Raw genomic sequence first — 18070 nt, 5'->3', positions numbered from 1 at the left:
ATGCAACAGTATTTTTTGTCTAGTCAGTTAACACTCCCCGAAAACTGGAGCAGACACATTCACTGCATTCAAAGTGATATTGCCATTCAAACGCAGTCCGCTTTTTGCTGGTTGTACTGCGAGGGGAAAGGCTGGAAAGAGCAGGCTCGGCGGCTTGCAATGAGAAACATTCCTACGGTTGTCGTCACCTCATCTGTTCAAATGAGTGAAATGCAGCTGGCCTTTGTGTTAGGCGCTAAAGGTTATTGTCATTTGTCTACGAACACTGACACTGCAAACGCCATTGTTGCCACCGTTTTACAATCCGGTATTTGGATCCCACAAACTCTACTGTCCGGCATAATTAACTCGCTCGCTAACCACCCACAATATCACTTGCACCCGCAATTTAGCAGCGACCTAACGGAACGTGAATGCAGCGTTACCAACTACATACTGGAAGGAAAATCCAATTTACAAATTGCTGAAGCCTTGGGTATCACCGAACGAACAGTAAAAGAACACGTCACCTCTATTCTCAGGAAATACGGCGTAAAAGACCGCGTGGGCTTACTACTGCAATTGGGCGAATTTCACCCCATGCAGCCTCGTAACGCGGCCGGGGGACAAGCGGGAGGGCAATCAGGATGACACTAACACGGCAGCTTTGGATTGCCATTATTGCCATTGTTCTACTGAATGGGTCGGTCAGCTTTTGGCTGTTGTTTACCACTACGCACCGCACCTTTGAGGAACAGCTTTATCTAAAGAACATTGACGACGCAAACGTGCTGGCACTGCTACTTACTCAGTCGGAGAAAAGCCAGACCAACATGGAACTGTTAATTGCCGCTAAGTTCAACGCTGGTAATTATGCGTCTATCCGGTTAATCGATATGGACGGCAATATGATCTCCGGGTTCAGCTACACCGAAGAAGAACTGGATACCGTGCCACAATGGTTTGCCGGCATTGTACATTTTGCCATACCGGCTGGCGTGTCTCAGGTTAGCGAAGGATGGGGGCAATACGGTACCTTATACGTAGAAAACCAGACAACCTATGCACTGGAACTATTTTGGCTTAAGTTCCGCCGGTTTATCTTGAGCCTGACGCTCGTGACGGTGTTAGTAGGCATGATTGGGTCAATGTTACTTCGCTCCATTCTGAAACCACTGGGTAAAATTGTTCAGCAAGCCAATAGTTTCTCTCAACGTCGATTCGTCACTCTCGACCGACCATGGACAGAAGACTTCGCCCGGGTAGTTGACGCAATGAACTCCCTGGCAGAACGCTTTAAAACCATAGTGCTTGAAAATAATGCCAGACTGGAACTAGGTAGATTCAAAAGCCAGCATGATCCGGTCACCACCCTGCCTAATATCAGCGCTTTTTTCACCCTGCTGGAGTCCCAGTTGCGTTACCGCGACAAAGACGGACAAAACACCCTGATAGTCCACAGCGTCGCCTGTGAACATTACGATATTCAGTCTGTACTCGCCGGCAGTTTTAATGAGTTTTTCAAAGAGTTTTCGGCTCGGGTCATCGCTTTTTATGAGCAACATCAGACGCTGTACACGGATTTCCGGGCGGCCCGTATTAACGAAACCGACATCGCAATTATCCTGACAGACTCGACACCGTTAGAACATTTACAGCAGAAAATCGCCGAATTTGCTTCATTCTCAATTGCCATCGTCGAGCTAAAGCAAACCGCCACCCTGGCAACAGCCGGTGTCTACATTAAAGGCAATGAAGCCAGCCACGAACTGATGTTCCGGGTAGACGATATGCTGGAACAGGCACAACAAATGACTGGCCAATTCACGTTTTGTTTTGAGCCCTTGCCAGGCGATAAGCTTCAATTAAAACCCTCTGACTGGCCAAATTTCTTTGCCCAGATAGAGCATGCATTTTCGTTACATACTGTACCGGTTCTTACAACAGATGAGACCGTTCGTCACTTCCAGTCTTTCTTCAATGTAAAAATAAATGACGTACTGCGCAGTTGCAGTTATTTCACAAGAAGCGCCAGGGAAAGCTCAGCCATTCCCAGTATAGATTTAAAGCTCGTCAATCTCGTGATTGCCCACCTTGAGTCTCACCCAGACCAAAAGGTCTCGTTATTGCTGTATCAGGAAACCATACAGGACAGTGACGCTATCAATAAAATTGAGGCCATTATCAAACAGTTCCCGGCTGCCTCAAAACGCCTCGCGTTGGAGTTACGGGAATCGACCGCTCGCCTGTGTCACGATGAATATAAACACTTTTGTACATTAATGAAGCATTATCAGGTAGGATTGGGACTTAAGCGTGTAGGTGAGAGTTTTTCTCAGGTGGCCAATGTCCACGAGTTCGGTTTGGATTACATCAAAGTCGACAGCGCCTATGTGTACGACGTTAAAAATAATCAGGTAAATCAAATTTATCTTCGGGGACTTTCAGATCTTGCCCATTCCCTGGGGATGAAAGTGTATGCTGATGGCGTTTTAACAGAGAGTGATAAAGAAGTACTCTTCTCTTTAGGGTTTGACGGCGTAATTCGCATGCAGCAATGATGTCAACGTCTCACCTCATTAATGAAGTATACGGGGGCAACTTGTTTGCAATAAACCAATCGTTTAAAGCATCGAACACTGTATCTGTGCTTTTGTTGTTATGTTTTGGTTTGAGTATGGCGTTTGCCTCAGTTGATCGTCTTACCTTTGACCCGGCGCAATTCTGGATTGCGGTTAAACAATACGGTGGGCAGTCCAGCACAAAGCAACAGTCGGAACTCTCCACATTGTTGGCAACGCCTTATCAGGATATGAATATTGATGCGCTGACAAAAGTTAACCGCTATTTCAACGAATCGTTATTGTATCAAACCGATGATGCAGTCTGGTTGCAAAAAGATTATTGGGCCAGCCCAGCTGAATCCATCGCTAAAGGTGCCGGAGACTGTGAAGACTACGCCATTGCGAAATACTTCTTTTTATTGCATTTAGGCGTCCCGCCCAGCCAACTTCGCTTAGTCTATGTTAAAGCTAAAATAGGCGGAAGACGCAGTACTGTTACCCAGGCTCATATGGTGTTGGGGTTTTACCCGTCAGGCAGATCGGAGCCGTTAATTTTAGACAACCTGATAGGCGATATACTGCCCGCTTCTCAACGCACAGACCTGTCGCCTGTTTTCAGCTTTAACAGTGAGGGTATTTTTCAGCCAGGCCAGACAGCCTCAGTTGGCCAACCCTCTGCAAGACTCTCGCAATGGCGGAATGTGATGGTAAAACTCAAGCAGGAAGGATTCGATATTAACGAGTAGGTTTTTACAACGCTACCCGTTAATCAACAAAGTATTACGCAGAACGTTGCAAGGTAACGAAGCGGTAACCATACTGGTTTTTATCATCCGGTGTATGCACCTGTTCTTCTGACATATCCCAGTCGCCACTCGCTTCATAATCAGGAAACTGTGTGTCCCCTGCCACATCTAAATCAATGAACGTCAAATACAAGGTTGAAGCCTGTGGCAGGAATTGTTGATAGATATTCCCACCACCAATAATCATGACCTCCGGGGTATCCTGCTCATTCGCCAAAGCAAGCGCCTCTTCAGGACTGTGCACAACTGTAGCGTCCTCGAGTGAGTACTGGTCGTCACGGGTAATAACAATATTCAATCGGCCTGGTAGAGCTCTGCCTATGGACTCATAGGTTTTGCGCCCCATGATCACAGGCTTACCCAGTGTTGTACGCTTAAAATGCGCCAAATCAGCCGGAAGATGCCAGGGCATTGCATTGTCAGCGCCGATAACCCGATTGTTTGCCATGGCTGCTATCATTGCTATTTTCACGTTCGCCATTACTGCTCCTTACTTTCTGTAAATGACCTCAACGTCGTAATCATCGTCGTCTTCGTCATCCCAGTCATCATCGTCGTAATCGAGATCATCAGCAGGGTCTTTGCGATGTGTGTCCCATGAAAACTCAACATCCTGCTTATCGTCTTCGGCTTCAACATCGTCAGGCAGGTTTTCGAGATAATTCATGATTTCATGACATAACGGGTCCAGATTCAAACGCTGGAAAGCAGAAATCTGGTACGTCGGGCCATCCCACTCCAACGCCTCTTTGATATCGTTACAAAGCGCTTCGGCTTCGTCTTCCAATAACAAATCGATTTTGTTAAACACCAACCAGCGTGGTTTTGAAGCCAGTTTTGGACTGTACTTCTCAAGCTCATTAATAATGGTTTTCGCATTTTCTACCGGATCTGATTGATCCGCTGGCATCAGGTCAACCAGGTGCAACAATATGCGGCAACGCTCAAGGTGCTTGAGGAACCGGATACCCAGGCCTGCACCTTCTGCCGCGCCTTCAATCAAACCAGGAATATCGGCAATAACGAAGCTGCGCTGAGAGTCCTGGCGTACAACACCTAAATTCGGCACCAGCGTAGTAAACGGATAGTCCGCTACCTTAGGTTTTGCAGCCGATACCGAACGAATAAAGGTAGATTTACCGGCATTCGGTAAGCCTAGCAAACCGACGTCTGCCAGCAGCATGAGCTCTAATTTTAAGTTACGAATTTCACCCGGTGTGCCATTGCTTTTCTGACGCGGCGCCCGGTTTACACTGCTTTTAAAGCGCGCGTTACCTAATCCGTGATAACCGCCTTGGGCAACTTTCAACTTTTGACCATGTTTGGTTAAGTCGCCTAACACCTCTAGGGTATCAGCATCTGTTGCACGGGTACCTACAGGCACGCTTAGGGTTAAATCCTTACCGCCTTTACCGTTACAGTTACTCCCCTGGCCGTTTTGACCACGTTCAGCACGGTGAAAGCGCTCAAAGCGATAATCAATCAGCGTGTTGAGGTTTTCGTCAGCAACCAGGTATACACTGCCTCCGTCACCACCATCACCGCCGTCAGGTCCACCGCGTGGAACATATTTCTCGCGACGAAAGCTGATGGTGCCGTTACCACCGTCTCCTGCTTCTACCCGAATTTCAGCTTCATCTACAAATTTCATGTTTTTCCCCGGAACGAACCCTAGACGTTAAAGTGTACTGCATTTTACATGATAGGACTAAATACCGCCTATCTGGTCCAGGCATTTGCCTGAGACCTACAACAAAAAACCCCGCAAGCGCGGGGTTTTTTAAATCGAGAATCGATTGCGCTTATTCAGCAACAATGCTCACAAACTTACGGTTTTTAGGTCCTTTAACTTCGAACTTAACTTTACCGTCTGATAATGCGAACAGAGTATGGTCTTTACCGATACCCATGTTGTCACCAGCGTGGAATTTTGTGCCGCGTTGTCTAACAATAATGTTGCCAGCTAACACAGACTCACCACCGAAACGCTTAACACCTAAACGTTTGCTTTCTGAATCACGACCGTTTTTGGTACTACCACCAGCTTTTTTGTGTGCCATGTGTCTATGCTCCTACTATGCGTTAATACCAGTGATTTTCACTTCAGTGAACCACTGACGGTGACCCGCTTGCTTACGCGAGTGCTTACGACGACGGAACTTAACGATTTTTACTTTATCGCCACGACCGTGTGTAACCACTTCAGCAGTCACTTTACCACCAGCTACATATGGTGTGCCGATTTTAACGTCGTCACCATTGCTAACCATTAATACGTTGTCAAATTCTACAGTTTCACCTGCAGCAACTTCGATCTTCTCAAGACGAACGGTCTGACCTTCGGCCACACGGTGTTGTTTACCACCACTTTGGAAAACCGCGTACATAACTTTCTCCGCTCTGCGCCAATGTGCGCTTCATCATTTCTAAAACAGGGCGCGAATTGTACGTGAATCGATACGTGATCACAACCCCACAAATGCGAAAAAAAGATTATTTTTCGAGCTAATTGATTTGAGGGAATCAAAACCCTTGATTTTCGTAGCAATGAGGGCGATTTACGAACTTCTTATTTGATGAATAATGCGTGAATTCAACAAGCTAACCAGTTTTCTTGAAATCTTTGCTACAATAAAAAACGCCAGAAAATTGTAACCTATTGCAGCATTGCCAAGCGTCATGGGTTCGGTAATACGCGAAAGGATCGGAAGGATCCCGCAAATCTCGCTCGCAGTGGCCACTTTACAGCATTATCTCCACTGGTGGGCGTAATTATACCGTTATTCACTGGATACGCGCGTTTATTTATGTACAATCTGCTGCCAGTTGAGGATGAGTCCCGGACGGCTACACACCATTATGAATATTGAGCAAATCAAAGTACTTGCTGAGTCTGACATGCAGTCAGTTAACCAGTTAATTCAGCAACAGGTTGATTCAGATGTTGCCCTGATCAATCAACTGGGCTTTTATATAGTTAACAGCGGCGGCAAACGCCTGCGCCCGTTGCTTACCGTCTTAGCTGCCCGTGCACTCAATATTCAGTCTAAGCAACACCACACCCTCGCCGCCATTATTGAGTTTATTCACACGGCAACGTTACTTCATGACGACGTTGTGGATGAGTCAACCATGCGCCGTGGTCGCGAGACAGCCAATGCCCTGTTTGGCAATCAGGCCAGTGTGTTAGTCGGCGACTTCCTTTACACCCGCTCATTTCAGATGATGGTAAGCCTGAACAGCATGCGAGTGATGGAAATCCTGTCTGATTCTACTAATCGCATCGCCCAGGGCGAAGTGCAGCAGTTAATGAACTGCAACGATCCGAACACTACGGAAGAAAGCTACTTCGATGTAATTTATGGCAAAACTGCACGTTTGTTTGAAGCCGCCACCCAGCTTGCCGCAGTCATTACCGGACAAACAAAAGAAATAGAAGTGGCCATGCAAGATTATGGAAAGCACCTGGGTACAGCTTTCCAATTAGCCGATGACTTACTCGACTATGAATCAGATGCTGACGCTATGGGTAAAAATGCGGGCGACGACCTGGCAGAGGGTAAGCCAACTCTGCCACTACTTTATGCCATGTGGCACGCTAGCGAAGAAGACGCGGCTCTGATCAGAGAGGCCATCGAAAAAGCCAACGGGCTGCCCCACTTGGAGCGCATATTGGGCATGATGAAGGAAACCGGTGCGTTGGACTACACTCGCCAGAAGGCGAACGAAGAAGCAGATAAAGCCATTACGGCGTTATCAGCCATTCCAGATAGTGATTACAAACAAGCGCTAATTGCACTGGCGCATATTGCAGTAGATCGTAACAACTAACTGCTGCTCTCCAGCATATAGCCGAGCAATCCAATCAAAAATCCAAGGACGCCACCTAGCGGCGGCGCCCAGTGGTTATCCATTTTTACCTGTGGTGCAATGTCTTGCAGCAGGGAATATAAAATCCCACCGGCAGCAAACAACATAATGGCCGATATAATGGCCGGATAGTCGGCAAGCCAGTAAAAGCCAATTAATGCCATTACGGGTCCGCTAAATGCCATCAGCGTAAAAAGACTAATGATTTTACGCTCGCTAAAATGGCCTTGTTCCTTTAATTCCCGAAACGCGTTGAAGCCCTCCGGGAAATTTTGAACCGCAACGAGCAATCCGAGTAACACGCTTCCACTGCCAATAGCCGCAGCCGTTCCCAGTGCAATTGACTCAGGTATAAAATCAATGAGCATTGATACCAACTGGCTGGCAGAAAACTGATGTTTCGCCAGCCAAATATCCAACCCCATAAAAGCCAGAGAACCGGTAAGAAAACTCGCACTTGCCGCGGTCACGCTGAGCGCTTTTACACCTTCAGGTACCAATACCAGTGCGACAGCTGACATTAACGCACCTGCGCCCATGGCGAGAATACCGTGGCGAAGCTCTTCGTCTAGCCAGGCAGGAAATACTCGCTCAACACACCCCAACAAAGCGCCGGCTGGCATTGCCAGGCCAGCACACAGTGCAATGATCAATAGCGTGTATATAGCAGGATCGGTCATTACAGGATATCAGGCCTAGTTAAGGCCTGCTTCACGGGTCATGTTCTCGTTGCGGTCGCGATGCACAATGACATTGTCTTCAATGCGGATACCGCCAAACGGTTTAAATGCTGCAACGGTGTCCCAGTTAATAAACTTCGACTGCTCACTGGCTTTTAAATCTGCCAGCAAAGACTCGATGAAATACAGACCGGGCTCCACGGTGAATACTTGCTGTGCTTCGACAGTGCGAGTACAGCGAAGGAATGGATGGTCATCGGGTGCAGCACAAGGGGTACCGCGATCGTCAGACACCAGTCCACCGACATCATGTACCTGAAGGCCAAGGAAATGCCCTATGCCATGTGGGAAGAAGGTTTTAGTAATTCCCTCAGCCACACAATCTTCAGCCGACATATTCACAATACCCGCTTGCTGTAATATACGCCCGATACCTTCATGAGCTTTAGTTTGCAGCACAGGATACGGCACACCAGGCTTGAGCTCGTCGATTAATGCGAGTGTCAGTGCATCGACTTCTGTGATTAAGTCAGCGAATGCACCGGTCTGCTTCGCGTAAGTACGGGTAATATCTGACGCATAGCCATGACAGCTGGCGCCGGCATCAATAAGGAAAGAGCGATGTTCATCGGGAATCGCGGTGTCGTAAATCATGTAATGCAAAATTGAAGCATGTTCATTCAGCGCCACAATGCCGGTGTAAGGCACGTCATTCTCACCCTGTTGCGCCGCTAAATTGTAAGCCAGGTTAATGCCAAATTCGCTTTCTCCTGCCAGAAACGCGTCGGCCGCCGCTTTGTGGGCTCTAACCGCTATTTGATTTGCTTCGCGCATACACGCCAATTCGTAATCTGTTTTGAAAGACCTATGGTAGTGTAAATAGTGTAATACCCGATCCGGATTTACATTTTCAAAGCCCAGCGCTTTAGCCACTTCGATATATTCGCCGACATACGCGTAGCGGGACTTGTCAAACGGCAGGTATTTTTCAACCATGTCGGCTTGCTTTAACATCACGATGTCAAAGCAATCAGTCCAAAATTCATTTGGCTCCGGCGGGACCTTATGCCAAAAGTCCAATGGACGATAGAAAATCAGTTTAGGCTTGTCCGTGCCGTTCACCACTAACCAGCAATTCGGGTTGTCCACAACCGGCAACCAGGCCTTAAATTGTGGATTCACTTTGAACGGGTAGTGATTATCATCCAAAAACAATCGCTTGCCCTGACCTGAATGAATGACCAGGCCATCAATGCCCTCGCGCTCTATAGCTTGTCGGGTGCGTTTTTGGAGGGTTTCGATATGCGCTGCATACCGATCAACTTGAACTGTCATAGTGCCTCTGTATTTTGATTATTTTTACCGGCTAACACTATCACGGTGTCAGGGTAAAGTCAGGCTGTCCGCCGACACTTTCATGCGACTCAAAGTATCGAATACATTTGCGTCTTGCCCCAATTGTTTTTGATATATGTAGCGGTACGCCATTACCGCTTTTACGTAATGCCGCGTCTCGCGATAGGGGATGTTTTCAATCCATACATCGAGTGGCTGTTCGCCTTCATCGGGCAACCATTCCTGTACACGTTTCCAACCTGCGTTGTAAGACGCGGTTACCAACACCGGATTTTCACCCAGCTTGTCATTCAGGTACTTCAGGTACTGAATTCCGAAAGCCAGGTTCTTGTCGGGCTCAAAAAGTGTCTTTCTGCTTACCCGCGATGAAGTAATGAAATTCACCGTGCCCGGCATTAGTTGCATCAACCCTCGTGCGCCGGCGGGCGACACCGCATCCACCATAAACGAACTCTCCCGCCGGGCAATGGCCATCGCCATGGCAGGATCCACCTGATGCTGTGTCGCTTGCTGCTGAAACTGCTCTGCAAAAGCCAGAGGAAAACGTCGCTCCACGTCGTCAAAATGTCCCGTTCTGGCAAAACCAAAGATAGCCTGATCATGCCATCCCCAATTGCTGGCAAGTAACGTCGCTGCCTGCTTCTCCTCACTGTTAAGCTTTTTGTTCAGGTAATACCACTCCCGGCGAGCCTCTACAAACCGGCCCAATTCAAACCATTCCCTGGCGCGCTTAACGGAGGGATACAGCCCCACCTTAGCCAATAAGGCATCGCTCACCTGAAGTGGCTGATTAGTCAACGCAGGCTGTTTAGCTAAACGGGCGCTGGCCAGAAAGCCGTAGTAATGGCGCTCACCCGACAATTCACTCAACAACTGGTTTTGCATTGCATCTGCGTCCAGTTCTCCCAACCCCCTTGCCCGCCAGTAGCGGAATGCCTCATCAAGCTGCTCCCGCTCGGGTGCGCTGTCAATCACCTCCAGAGCACCTTGCCAGTCTTGCTGGCGCAACATGTAGGCTAAATGCCAGTGTCTCACATCTGCCTCGGCGGCGGGCACATTCGCTTTCGCCAGCCATTCCATGGCTTTCTCGTCGTTATCTATGGCCAGACTAATTGCGATGGCGCGGTGAATTTGCTGTAACTGCCCTTCGCTAAAGTCGATTTTTTTTTGCCAGTTTGTAAATGCGCGAATGGCCTTATCTGGATTTTGCCAGGCAAGGCGGGTTAAACCGAAATAAATAACGGGTATCTCGTACTGAGCATATTTCAAGGGAAAGTCAGCATAGCGCGTGACCGTTGTCGGGTTGCGTTTAATTTGTCGCCACAGGGTGATGATGTAGTGATGTGTGGGTGGTAAACGTCGCTGCAAATAGCTTAGCATACGGGTATTACCCGCTTTAGCCACAAGTTCAGCCCGGCCAATAACCCTATCTATGGTCATTAACCCTGCGCGTTGCCAGAGCTTAAAAACAGGGTCGCACTCGTCTGGCCTGGACTGCCCGGATAACCAGATATCGTTAACTTGCTCCAGCCAAAAGGCAGGATTGTCTGTCACAGACAGTTGGAAATTCAGGTAGTCACAGGTGTAACGTGTGCCCAGATGGGGTTGATAAGCCTCAATATAGGGCTCCGCCAGCGATTGGTTAGCCAACTCTGACAACCAACGTTTGCGCAATGTCGTTTCCAGAGGCGTACCCGCATAGCGGGTTAAGAAACTGTCTACCTCAGATACCGGTAAGCTTTTCAGACGCTCACTCAGCGCCTGCAGCCTGAGATACGGCAGTAAAGGATAATCTTTGAGAGGCTTTAACGCGTCTTCGATACGCTTGGTATCCGGTTGACGCCAAATTTGATTATCCTTTTCAAGCGACAAAAATTGCTCACGCTGCGCAGCTAACCGCTCATCCGGCATGCTCCCGGCCTGGGCGGTTATCGCAAAAATGCAAAATAACACGCAATAGCGCCAACTTTTCATACGCACAACGCTTCCTTCGTCACCTGACCGCAACCTTCAATACATATATTGGATGTCACTTCCTTCATTATTCCATCATACCGTGTTACGCACTATCACAAAGGCAAAAATGCCAACACTACTAAAATTGTAGACAAGTAAGCCGAGAGTGCGATGTTAGTCTGGATATATCTTTCTGAATTGATCGTGCTATACATATCTATAAATAAATTAAATGTCAGCCTAACAGCTTGAAACTTGGGCACTTGACACCATATCTATCGATAAATTGAAACGCTTGTTTGAATTTTAGTTGAAATTTTTCTCTGCTTTGGAAAGAATCAGGGTCTATAACTAGTACGCGCCTCCCTACAATTTTATTTCATGCGTTACGCGGAAAGGAGACAATAATGATCTATGAAGGCCAAAATCTAACGGTATCACTGTTAGATAACGGTTTTGCTGAACTCGTATTTGATGCGGCCGGTTCAGTCAATAAATTTGACCGTCAAACAATTAATGAACTTGATGAAGCCACCCAGGCTATTGCAGGAAACAGCGATGTTAAGGGTGTCATCGTTCGTAGTGGTAAACCTGCCTTTATCGTGGGTGCTGATATCACTGAATTCACCGGTATGTTCGCCCAGCCAGAAGAAGAAGTGCTGGAATGGGTAAGCAAAACATCTCAAGTCTTCGATCGCTTTGAAGATCTGCCTGTACCCACTATTGCTGCCATCAACGGATTCGCACTGGGCGGAGGTTGTGAAATGGCACTGGCTTGTGATTTGCGTGTTGCAGATACCACTGCCGCTATTGGTTTACCTGAAGTAAAACTGGGCCTGATGCCTGGTTTTGGTGGTACCGTTCGCCTTCCACGTGTGATTGGTTCAGATAACGCGCTGGAATGGATGACAACCGGTAAAGATCGTAAAGGCCAGCAAGCACTCAACGAAGGTGCCGTTGATGCGGTTGTCGCGCCAGAAAAACTGGTTGAAGCAGCATTAAGCATGGTTGCTGACGCAGCCGAAGGTAAAATTGACTGGCAGGCACGTCGCAAAGCGAAGACCTCTCCGTTAAAACTGAATAAAAACGAAGCCATGATGAGCTTCTCTACTGCGCAGGCATTCGTTGCTGCTAAAGCGGGTAAACACTACCCCGCTCCTCACATGATGGTAGAAACCGTTAAGAATGCCTCTGTGCTGGATCGCGCTGGAGCGTTAGCGCTAGAAAATCAGGGTTTTGTGAAGCTGGCGAAAACCGATGCAGCGAAAGCGCAAATCGGTATCTTCCTTGCTGACCAGCTTGTGAAAGGCAAAGGTAAGAAGCTGGCTAAGTCTTCTACCAAAGCGATTAAACAAAACGCAGTATTAGGCGCAGGTATCATGGGCGGCGGTATTGCCTATCAAAGCGCGGTAAAAGGCACGCCGGTTGTAATGAAAGACATCGCTCAACCCGCACTTGATTTGGGCTTATCTGAAGCTGCCAAGATCCTGGGCAAAGGCATGCAGCGCGGCAAAGTTACGCCAGACGTCATGGCGAAGACACTCAATGCCATCACGCCGACGCTTGAATACAATGCCATTAAGGATGCTGACCTGGTCATTGAAGCCGTTGTTGAGAATCCAAAAGTGAAAGGCATTGTTCTGGCTGAGACCGAGCAACATGTTAGCGACGATGCAATCATCTGTTCGAACACCTCAACCATCTCGATTAACCAATTGGCAGAAAGCCTTAAAAAGCCAGAGCGCTTCTGTGGGATGCACTTCTTCAACCCAGTGCACCGTATGCCACTGGTAGAAATCATTCGTGGCGAAAAAACCACAGATGACACCATCGCAGCCGTTGTTGCCGCAACGCTGCAAATGGGGAAAACCCCCATTGTGGTAAACGATTGTCCGGGATTCCTGGTTAACCGTGTACTGTTCCCTTACTTTGCGGGCTTCTCGAAGTTGTTGCTTGACGGCGCTGACTTTGTAGCGGTAGACAAAGTCATGGAAAAACAATTTGGTTGGCCAATGGGTCCGGCGTACCTGCTTGATGTAGTAGGTATGGATACAGCTGACCACGCAGCGTCAGTTATGGCTGATGGCATTCCGGAGCGCATGCAGAAAATCGACAACGACCCGGTTACAGTCTTGTTCAATGCACAGCGGTTGGGTCAGAAAAACGGCAAAGGCTTCTACAACTTTGGCACCGACAAGCGCGGCCGTCCATCTAAAGAAGCAGCCGCAGAAGCTTACGAGCTTATTACGCCAAACGCCGCTGCAAAACAGGACTTTAGCAGTGAAGAGATCATTGCTCGTCTTATGATTCCAATGGCAAACGAAGCGATTCGTTGTTTGGAAGAAGGCATTGTAGCGAGTGCTGCTGAAGCGGACATGGCCTTACTGTATGGCCTGGGCTTCCCGCCATTCCGCGGTGGTATTTTCCGTTATATTGAAACTATGGGATTAGCGAACTTCGTTGAACTTGCAGACAAGTACGCTCACCTTGGTCCGATTTACCAAATTACAGACGGCGTGCGTCAAATGGCCGCTGACGGTAAATCTTACTTCGCTTAATCACCTTAGGAGAATAGAACATGAAAGAAGTTGTAGTTATCGACTGTATTCGTACCCCGATGGGTCGCTCAAAAGGTGGCGTATTTCGTAACGTTCGCGCTGAGACATTATCGGCGCATCTGATGAATGCCTTGCTGGTTAGAAACCCGGGTGTTGATCCTAGTGAGATCGAAGACATCATTTGGGGTTGTGTACAGCAAACGAAAGAACAGGGTTTCAACGTTGCACGTAACGCACAGTTACTCACAGATATCCCACGTAGCACCGCGGCCGTAACGGTTAACCGTTTATGCGGCTCGTCGATGCAGGCGCTGCATGATGCCACTAAAGGCATTATGACGGGTCAAGGCGATGTGTACATGATTGGTGGTGTTGAGCACATGGGTCACGTACCTATGACATTCAACGTGGATTTCCATCCGGGTCTTGCGAAGTACACGGCTAAAGCCTCTGGTAACATGGGTATGACGGCAGAGCTGCTGGGCCGTCAGAATGGTATTACCCGTGAGATGCAGGACGCGTTTGGTGCACGTTCACATCAACGTGCGCATCAGGCACACCTGGAAGGCCGCTGGGCCAATGAGATAGTTGCCACTGAAGGTCACGATGCTGACGGTGTATTAAAACTCATCGACCACGATGAAGTGATTCGCCCGGAAACAACTGTTGAGACCCTGGCAGGCCTGCGTCCGGTATTTGACCCGGTAAACGGGACTGTTACCGCAGGTACATCATCAGCTATCTCTGACGGTGCATCGGCTATGTTACTGATGTCAGCAGAACGTGCGAAAGCACTGGGCCTGACACCACGAGCTCGTATTAAGTCGATGGGTGTTGCAGGTTGTGACGCCGCGATCATGGGCTTCGGGCCAGTACCTGCGACGCAGAAAGCGTTAAAGCGTGCCGGTATGACAATGGACGATATTGAACTTGCTGAATTCAACGAAGCGTTCGCTGCACAGGCACTTAGTTGTATTAAGCAACTTGGCTGGTTGGAACAATACGACGAGAAAGTTAACCTGAATGGTGGTGCCATTGCACTTGGTCACCCGCTGGGTTGTTCAGGCTCGCGTATCAGCACAACGTTGCTTAACCTAATGGAAGCGAATGACAAATCTGTTGGTCTGGCTACCATGTGTATCGGGTTAGGTCAGGGTATTGCGACCATTTTCGAACGCGTTTAATCATCGATAGATTGTTTATCAGGGGGTCTTAATGGCCCCCTTTTTTACACGTTGAAATCACTACTTTGCGTATTTATACTCTCTCGCACCTGACATCTGGTTTTTAATTTTAAAACTTTATCTACGCACATAGATCAGCTCTATTAAGCATACTCCACGTAACAAATTGCAGGTAAAATAAGCAAGTAATATTTACTTACAAATCAAGTCAGCGAATCACTTTGCCAGCCAGGTATTTTTAATATAAAACATAGACTTATCAGTTCATAAATACGCTTTAATGAACTGTTTCACGTATTATAAAAGAGAAAGGATACCCAATGAAAAAAACACTTTTAGCTTGCCTGCTTGCGGTTGCATCAACCACCGCCAATGCAGATTGGAATGCCGGTCTGTCTTACATCAACCTGTCTGACAGCGATGACGGAATGGATATGTCGTTAGGCGGTATAGTAGGCCATGCCAGCTACGACTATGCAATCTCAGACAAATTTACTCTGGTGCCGGAATTTCGCCTGGGTGTAGGCGTTACCGACGACGAAATGGTGGTATTCGCGACACCTGTCGAGGTGGAACTCGATTTATTCTCTGCCTTTTCGGTAAGAGCCCAATATGAAGTAACAGAGCAATTATACGTATTTGCTAACCCTTCCTACGGATATGCTAAATTCAAAATTACCATTCCAGCATTCTCTGAATCAGACTCTGATGGTGATTGGGAATTCGGTTATGGTGCAGGTGCAGGATATCAGGTAAGCGATAGCACGGCGTTGGAAGTGCGTTACGAATCTTTTGATGGTACCGGCGCACTATCTGCTGGTGTAAGTTTCAGCTTCTAAGTAACAAAAAAAAAGAGGCACGTGCATACGTGCCTCTTTACTTTCCTATGACATGTCGTACAGCAGAGAGCAATGAGTCTGTTACCGTAACACCTTCAAGTTGTTGCACCTCATGATAGTCTGAACTGATTAGGTAGCCTGTTCGCACACCAGCACTTTTTCCGGCTTCCATATCGGACACTTTATCACCGACTATTACCGAGTTTGCCATATCAATATCAAAAGCCTCTTTTGCTTTTAACAGCATACCGGGCTTAGGCTTCCGACAATCACAGTCAAGTAGGTAATGCCCCTGACCATTCTTTGCGTGATGCGGGCAGTAATAAACCTTGTCTATGTTAATACCCTTTTGAGCAAACTGTGCAAGCATCCAATTATTCAATTGGAGGAATGCCTGCTCAGAAAAATACCCTCTAGCGATACCGGACTGGTTAGTCACAATAATAATAGCGTAACCGGCATCCTTTATAAGCTTACAGGCATCGAAGACACCCGGGTTGAAATCGAACTGCTCAGGCTTTGAAAGGTAACCGTGATCGATGTTTATTACACCGTCGCGATCCAGGAAAAATGCTTTCACTAGGTACATACACCGCTATATAAGTTATCGCTAGAGTATATCGCACTTCCCGTTATTTTCGGACAATGACATTTCGCCATGAATTCGCACCAATGCCGCTAAACATATATAATGAATAAAAAACTATATACCAACGTTGCCCATGTTAGACATTATTAAATCTAAAATTAACGACTCTATTTCGGCCAAAAAAGCATTGCTGGATGACGAAGTGCTTCTGAATGAATTCAATGCCCTGATCGATGCCTGTCTGGCTTCATTGAAGCAAGGCGGGAAAGTCATTTTTTGTGGAAACGGCGGCAGCTTTGCAGATGCGCAACACTTGTCAGCGGAATTTACTGCACGATTCGAAAAAGAGCGACGTTCATTGCCCTCTTTAGCACTGGGTACTAACAGTTCAACACTCAGCGCCATTGGTAACGATTATGGCTTTGAATACATATTCTCTCGTGAACTAGACAGTATCGCGACTGATAAAGACGTGTTTATTGCCATTTCCACCAGTGGAAACAGTAAAAACGTTGTAGAGGCAGTAAAAGTTGCTAACGAGAAAGGCATCAAAACCTGGGGTTGGACTGGAAAAGGGGCAGGCAAAATGGGAAGCCTCTGCGCTACCATTCAAATACCTTCAAACAATACGGCGCGAATTCAGGAATGCCATATACTGCTTGGTCATATTCTTTGTGGGCAAGTAGAAGAGCGTTATTTTAGCTAGACTCAGCATCCCGATAGAGATCGACAGGAAACCATTCGGTGATCTCTATCGCGGGCTTATCCTCTATGTGAATCACATAAGTTCTGTATGCGACTTCTTTCTCTGTGTCCCAAAACGTTTCATCGGCTGTTTCGACACCCAAATCGAGTATTTCCCGGTAAGATTCTACACCTTCATCTCTTAATAATTCACCAATGCCGATCTTGTTTTCTACCAATCGCTGAGCAGTTGTTTCGGGTAACACGTTAAGGTGTATATAAGAATCCGCAGACGCGTAGGTACGTCTACTCTGCTGTCCTGATAGTGTCACTTTTCTATGAAGATACTGGCTATCAGGGCTTTTCTTTAAGCAAGTTTGACGAGCAGGCTTATCAACGAGTTGTTGAAGCTGGCTTTCTACCAGAACGGGTTCCCAATAATAAGCTTCAATTGACTTGGTCACTGTTCCATCTGTTACCAGCAATGTACGTAAAAATGGAGGTAATGCAGACAAATCGACATCATGCCCTTTAGCATTTACAACAATATTGCCTTGAACAAAGCCTTTTGTTTTAAAGTGTTTCTGAATCAAAACTACTGAACCCACATGCAGATATCCCCCAGTAATATAACACTTTAACTAATTGAGCGCTGTTGTAGCAGTGATATTAATAACGAGTATTGCGATTTTTCCGGGTTTTCTTAAATATTTAATCGGGATTGATCAGGGGCTTATTTAAGTTCCCGGATAAGCGCTTCGCGCTTTCCGGGATGACGGTGATGTGGTTGTGTTTACGGGATATAAGCGGTGTGATTCTTGTTATAAGAATTATGTATAAGTACTCAGCATCATTTTACGAGGGATAGACGTCTTCGCCCTCAATCCGTCGTCCCGGCCTTGTGCCCTATCCTTCGTCCCTGCCTCGTGCCCCATCCGTCGTCCTGGCCTCGTGCCCCATCCGTCGTCCCGGCCTTGTGCCGGGATCTTATGAACAGTCTGTTTA

General features: G+C 47.4%; 17 protein-coding genes. 8 read left to right on the top strand and 9 right to left on the bottom strand.

What is annotated here, in order from left to right; translation table 11 throughout:
- The 3 genes from BUB81_RS21475 to BUB81_RS21465 all read left to right on the top strand — a co-directional run bounded on the left by BUB81_RS21475 (position 1) and on the right by BUB81_RS21465 (position 3289).
- Positions 1 to 630 (top strand): response regulator transcription factor, encoded by a 630-nt coding sequence (locus tag BUB81_RS21475; protein ID WP_245819320.1) that lies wholly within the window; start codon positions 1 to 3, stop codon positions 628 to 630.
- On the top strand, positions 627 to 2540 hold the full coding sequence (locus tag BUB81_RS21470) for a bifunctional diguanylate cyclase/phosphodiesterase (RefSeq protein ID WP_073325417.1): 1914 nt from the start codon (positions 627 to 629) through the stop codon (positions 2538 to 2540). The genes BUB81_RS21475 and BUB81_RS21470 overlap by 4 nt, the downstream gene beginning before the upstream one ends.
- Positions 2541 to 2656: 116 nt before the next feature.
- Positions 2657 to 3289, top strand: a complete 633-nt coding sequence (locus tag BUB81_RS21465; protein WP_073325423.1) for a transglutaminase-like cysteine peptidase — start codon at positions 2657 to 2659, stop codon at positions 3287 to 3289.
- A gap of 34 nt (positions 3290 to 3323) precedes the next feature.
- On the opposite strand, the gene folA is transcribed toward BUB81_RS21465, so the two are convergent.
- The 4 genes from folA to rplU all read right to left on the bottom strand — a co-directional run bounded on the left by folA (position 3324) and on the right by rplU (position 5736).
- Positions 3324 to 3830 carry a type 3 dihydrofolate reductase gene (gene folA / locus BUB81_RS21460; protein WP_370239924.1) on the bottom strand — a complete coding sequence of 169 codons (507 nt, stop codon included), beginning with the start codon at positions 3828 to 3830 and terminating at the stop codon, positions 3324 to 3326.
- Positions 3831 to 3839: 9 nt separating this feature from the next.
- Complete coding sequence (gene cgtA / locus BUB81_RS21455; protein WP_073325416.1) at positions 3840 to 5000, bottom strand: Obg family GTPase CgtA; 1161 nt, start codon at positions 4998 to 5000, stop codon at positions 3840 to 3842.
- Between the two features lie 151 nt (positions 5001 to 5151).
- On the bottom strand, positions 5152 to 5409 hold the full coding sequence (gene rpmA, locus BUB81_RS21450; RefSeq protein ID WP_073325415.1) for a 50S ribosomal protein L27: 258 nt from the start codon (positions 5407 to 5409) through the stop codon (positions 5152 to 5154).
- 15 nt (positions 5410 to 5424) lie between these two features.
- Positions 5425 to 5736, bottom strand: a complete 312-nt coding sequence (gene rplU / locus BUB81_RS21445; RefSeq protein WP_073325414.1) for a 50S ribosomal protein L21 — start codon at positions 5734 to 5736, stop codon at positions 5425 to 5427.
- Between the two features lie 472 nt (positions 5737 to 6208).
- Between rplU and ispB the strand changes: the two genes are divergently transcribed.
- Entirely contained in the window at positions 6209 to 7180 is a 972-nt protein-coding gene (ispB, locus tag BUB81_RS21440) for an octaprenyl diphosphate synthase (RefSeq protein WP_073325413.1), read from the top strand.
- Here ispB and BUB81_RS21435 read toward each other — a convergent pair.
- The 3 genes from BUB81_RS21435 to BUB81_RS21425 are packed head-to-tail and all read right to left on the bottom strand — an operon-like array spanning position 7177 to position 11229.
- Complete coding sequence (locus tag BUB81_RS21435; RefSeq protein ID WP_073325412.1) at positions 7177 to 7899, bottom strand: ZIP family metal transporter; 723 nt, start codon at positions 7897 to 7899, stop codon at positions 7177 to 7179. The two genes, ispB and BUB81_RS21435, sit on opposite strands and share 4 nt — an antisense overlap.
- Positions 7900 to 7914: 15 nt before the next feature.
- Positions 7915 to 9234, bottom strand: a complete 1320-nt coding sequence (gene pepQ / locus BUB81_RS21430) for a Xaa-Pro dipeptidase (protein WP_073325411.1) — start codon at positions 9232 to 9234, stop codon at positions 7915 to 7917.
- Between the two features lie 48 nt (positions 9235 to 9282).
- Entirely contained in the window at positions 9283 to 11229 is a 1947-nt protein-coding gene (locus tag BUB81_RS21425; protein WP_084526791.1) for a transglycosylase SLT domain-containing protein, read from the bottom strand.
- Between the two features lie 389 nt (positions 11230 to 11618).
- Here BUB81_RS21425 and fadB point away from each other — a divergent pair, with 389 nt between their 5' ends.
- The 3 genes from fadB (at position 11619) to BUB81_RS21410 (ending at position 15792) form a co-directional block, all read left to right on the top strand.
- Entirely contained in the window at positions 11619 to 13769 is a 2151-nt protein-coding gene (fadB, locus tag BUB81_RS21420; RefSeq protein WP_073325410.1) for a fatty acid oxidation complex subunit alpha FadB, read from the top strand.
- Positions 13770 to 13789: 20 nt separating this feature from the next.
- Positions 13790 to 14953 carry an acetyl-CoA C-acyltransferase FadA gene (gene fadA, locus BUB81_RS21415; RefSeq protein ID WP_073325409.1) on the top strand — a complete coding sequence of 388 codons (1164 nt, stop codon included), beginning with the start codon at positions 13790 to 13792 and terminating at the stop codon, positions 14951 to 14953.
- A 320-nt stretch (positions 14954 to 15273) separates the two neighbouring features.
- Entirely contained in the window at positions 15274 to 15792 is a 519-nt protein-coding gene (locus BUB81_RS21410) for an outer membrane beta-barrel protein (protein ID WP_073325408.1), read from the top strand.
- A gap of 37 nt (positions 15793 to 15829) precedes the next feature.
- On the opposite strand, the gene gmhB is transcribed toward BUB81_RS21410, so the two are convergent.
- Complete coding sequence (gmhB, locus tag BUB81_RS21405; RefSeq protein ID WP_245819318.1) at positions 15830 to 16372, bottom strand: D-glycero-beta-D-manno-heptose 1,7-bisphosphate 7-phosphatase; 543 nt, start codon at positions 16370 to 16372, stop codon at positions 15830 to 15832.
- A 142-nt stretch (positions 16373 to 16514) separates the two neighbouring features.
- Between gmhB and BUB81_RS21400 the strand changes: the two genes are divergently transcribed.
- Positions 16515 to 17087 (top strand): D-sedoheptulose-7-phosphate isomerase, encoded by a 573-nt coding sequence (locus BUB81_RS21400; protein ID WP_073325406.1) that lies wholly within the window; start codon positions 16515 to 16517, stop codon positions 17085 to 17087.
- Here BUB81_RS21400 and BUB81_RS21395 read toward each other — a convergent pair.
- Positions 17080 to 17673 carry a chorismate--pyruvate lyase family protein gene (locus tag BUB81_RS21395; protein ID WP_175555853.1) on the bottom strand — a complete coding sequence of 198 codons (594 nt, stop codon included), beginning with the start codon at positions 17671 to 17673 and terminating at the stop codon, positions 17080 to 17082. The genes BUB81_RS21400 and BUB81_RS21395 overlap by 8 nt on opposite strands.
- Between the last annotated feature and the right edge of the window lie 397 nt (positions 17674 to 18070).

Source organism: Marisediminitalea aggregata (assembly GCF_900129565.1).
Classification (GTDB): Bacteria; Pseudomonadota; Gammaproteobacteria; order Enterobacterales; family Alteromonadaceae; genus Alteromonas; species Alteromonas aggregata.
This window is presented reverse-complemented; position numbering and strand designations above follow the sequence as displayed.